The 3,778-nt window shown below is 37.9% G+C and carries 2 protein-coding genes; both read right to left on the bottom strand.

What is annotated here, in order from left to right:
• Positions 1-6: 6 nt before the first annotated feature.
• Positions 7-2,232, bottom strand: coding sequence for a CHAT domain-containing protein (locus ACFFAP_RS37030; RefSeq protein ID WP_375515873.1), 2,226 nt, complete (start codon positions 2,230-2,232; stop codon positions 7-9).
• 15 nt (positions 2,233-2,247) lie between these two features.
• Complete coding sequence (locus ACFFAP_RS37025; RefSeq protein WP_375515872.1) at positions 2,248-3,711, bottom strand: hypothetical protein; 1,464 nt, start codon at positions 3,709-3,711, stop codon at positions 2,248-2,250.
• Between the last annotated feature and the right edge of the window lie 67 nt (positions 3,712-3,778).

Genomic DNA, 3,778 nt, shown 5'->3' with positions numbered 1-3,778 from the left:
ATAACTTTATCCTGGAAGCTCTATTCTATGCAGCTTCATATTAAATCGGTATAAGCTGTCAAAGTCTCTAATATTAATTAGCTTGTCATAGGCAACCAGTACTGTTTTGAGTGGGTCAGAACTGAATTGACCGTGGGTAGTAATATGTACAATAGGAAAATTATTTTGAGTTAGTTCTTCTGTGAACCTTTTAAGGGTAAACTTCTTGTCTAACAAGGCTACTGATGAGAAGGTTTGTTTTTCTACATTTTCTATTTCTTGTTTAGATGGAAGTAAATTCCCCATGTTTTTAGGTGCATTTGGATCTGTATAACTGGGGCTAATTTTTGAGAGTCCAGCTATCAAAGCTATCATCTGGTTTTCATGTAAGACTCTAGGTTGTCTAACTCTGGAACCTAAAGTTTCTGCAATACTGTAACGCTCTATTAGATAATCTTTTCCATCATATAACAATGCCATTGGTATGCTTTGGAAAGATTTATCTAAAGTGAATACGAGTGTTCCTGATGTGGGTAGATATGTTTTAATTGGTGCAATTAGCTTTTCATAAATTCCTTGAGAATAAGTAGTAATGCTACTTTCGCCAACCTCAGAAAAATTTTCATTTTGGAAAGCTGCTAAAAGATGATCTATCTGGAATCGAACTAGTTTAGATTCAATAGAATGGTGGTGAAGTGAGCCATCTGTTGACTGAGCAATTACTTCTATAGTATCCCCTAAATCAATAATGTGAATTACTGTTGGGGCGCTATTGAGATTCTGAAGCTGATTTAAAGCAACAAGGTCAAGCTTGCCACATCTGAGAAAGTTTTCTAAGCGTGCTATTTGCAACCCTTCGTTTATCTGTATTACTCTTTTTAAATCAGGATTAGGTGATGTTAAGAGCAATCGCATATAATTACGATATGTCGGCTCCATTTCTGACTGAAAAGAGAATTGCAAATCTTCGTTAGTTGACAAAAGACTATCACGCACTTCAGTCATGTTTGCGATCGCAGCATTATAGTTCTGAATCGCTAACTCAGTTTTTCCCTGCTTTTGGTAAATGAGTCCTAACTGCTGCTGCCATTGGTAGGCGATATCCGAAGCCCGAATTGATTGAGCGAATCCTAAAGCCTTCTTAAAATATGCCTGTTTTTGTTCTGTTTGAGTTGATAATTTACCCAAAGTACCAAAACTATAGGATAACCATCGGTTACTATTAATAGTTTCAGCCATTTTCAAGGCTAATTTCGTGTATCGAACTGCCACAGATTTTAATTGTTCATCTGGGATTTGGCTAAGGTTATTAGCAAAATTCAACCGAGCATGAATAGATGGCTCAGGTGATAACTCCAAAAATGCAGAAGAATTTTCATCTATTTGATTTATCAAGACTCGGATCTGTTGATTAACTTTCAAATGAAGGTTTGCTTGATTTGGTTGATGACTGAGCCATTTTTCCCAACTTATGAGTAAAGTTAAGTGATTCAACTGAGCTTGCAGTTTAGCTGATTTGGAGATATTTGGTAGATTTTCTAGTATTTGGTAATTTTCTAATGATTTTTGTGCTTTTTGTGAAATAATATTAGCAATCTGCTCTCGAAAAAGTGGTTCCTCTATCCAGTAATATTTATCTTGCAATTGCTGATAAATTGACTGTTCGATATTACCCAGAGACAGATAAATACCACTAATCTTTGATGAAGATACAAGTTTTGCCAGCGTTAATGTTTCTTGTAAAACTGTTTGAGATTCATTTAATTTACCTAAAATCCGCAAGACTTCTCCTAGATTCTGTAATCCAAGCAAGTTAACTGATGTTGGTTTCTGCTTACCGATTACTGCCGTCAGTTGCTCTTTTTGAGCAGGAGATGGTTGCTGCAAAGCCGTGTCGCAAATACCTAAATTTGCATTCAACTTTAAAGCTTCTAAAAGTGTATTGCAAGCTTGTTTGTGTAATCCTAATGCTTGGAAAGCAAAATTTTGATTAATCAGGCTTTCCGTAATCCCCTCTTGGTCGTTTAGCTGGCGATAAATTTTCGTAGATTCCTGCCAAAATTTTAAAGCTTCATTTGCCCGATCTAGAGCTAATTGTTCGTGACCTGATGAAGTCAGGGATGCCGCTTGATTTTTGAGAAATTCTTTTTCTTTTTTTACAGTCTGGGCAGGGGCAGATGATTGAATTACAATTATAGACAGCCCTAGAATGCCTGAAAATAAATACTTAAAGCAACATTGAGGTGAGATCATTTTTATGTTTTTTTATCACTGAGATCCTGAGAAACAAGAACTTGCAGATAGTGAAGCATTATCCCAGGTTGGATTTGCTTGGTCTGTCGTCAAAACTAAATTCCTTTGAGAATCCCGAATCAAAACGTTGGCTTCTATGATTTGTGTGGGTTGGTTACTTGTTAACGATTTAGGATTATGTGAATTATTAAAAGCTGGAACGGTAAGAGAGTTACTTTGCTCAATATTGTTATGCATCAGGTCGTTAGGCTTAGATTGGAGATTGCGAGTACTACTAACTCGAAAACTACTTACTTCTGTGCCTGCTCGTGCCTGACAAACTGGGGTGATTTGAGGAGCTATTGGAATTACTTTTGGTTTTAGTTGAGTAGGGGAAATATTAGGATCAACAATGTTGTACTTAACCGTACCGTTAATTCCATACTTGGAACTAGCCGTAATCAAGCTATCAGGGGAAAAGAACAGTCCTTGAGCATTAATTGTGATATTTCCACCACGACCCTCAAAGGCATCTGCGGTGATACTGCTGTTTCCCCAGGCGGTTAATATGTCTGTGTTGATGTTAATGTTCCCGCCATTTCCTTTATTTCCTGCGGTCGCCGTTACAGCACTGTTATTACTTAGCTGCAAATAGGGTACGTTCAGGAAAATATTGCCGCCTTCGCCGGAAACAGTGGTTGCTGTAATCACACTTTTGTTGTCTAAAGAAACAGAAGTAGCATTGATTTCGAGTGTTCCAGCATCGTTAGAACCGTCATTTCTCACGTTAACTTCAGCATCGTCTGTAAGACTCAACTGACCAGTATTAATCGTTACGTTTCCAGATTTTGCAGAAGGTGCTGGAGGGAGTCTGTATAACTTTTGTAAGGTTGGAGAAACAATATTAGCACTGGAGATTACCAAACTAGGCTCTCCAGAACCAGGTATTTTCTCACTAATCTCTATAGATTTTAAGGCGTTAATAGTAACATTACCGCCCTCTCCACTTGCTAAAGTAGAAGCGTCAACCCTTCCTCCATCTCGAACTATCAACTTTGATGTACTGATTGTTAAGCTACCAGCTTTGCCAGCACTGAGTGATATGGAAGACAAAAGACTTGGCTGAAAGGTTATTGGTGAAGCTCCTATTATTTCTACAGAGTTAGTTGCACTCACAGTTACATCTGCTCCTCTACCAGTTCCAAAGGTTGAAGAGGATAAGTTACCTCCATCTCTGGCAACAAATTGCCTTGTTGACACTGTAATATTGTCTGCGTCTCCAGAATTGAAAGTTGCAGTACTAATAGTACTAAAAACAGCAGGGTCAAAAGGTGAAACCCCAACCAACTGTATGGAATCAGAGGCCTGCACATTTATATTGCCACTTGTTGCAGCACCAAAGGTTAAATTATTTATTTGTCCTCCATTTTTAATAATTACCTGCTTGGTTGAAATTGCAATGTCTCCAGTTTTGCCAAATCCCAAAGTTTCGCTCCGCAAACCACCAGCTGTCCCAATACTGCTCGGTTAAGGAAAATAGAGGGTAAAAACAGAAAAATTATGTTCG

It is taken from the genome of uncultured Nostoc sp. (genome assembly GCF_964245575.1).
GTDB lineage: Bacteria > Cyanobacteriota > Cyanobacteriia > Cyanobacteriales > Nostocaceae > Nostoc.
Note: the sequence above shows the minus strand (reverse complement) of the source record. Positions and strands in the feature narration are given on the sequence as shown.

Bases quoted from the DNA above. Each gene is read 5' to 3' on its own strand.
- ACFFAP_RS37030 (WP_375515873.1), bottom strand. From the start codon at position 2,232: ATGATCTCACCTCAATGTTGCTTTAAGTATTTATTTTCAGGCATTCTA.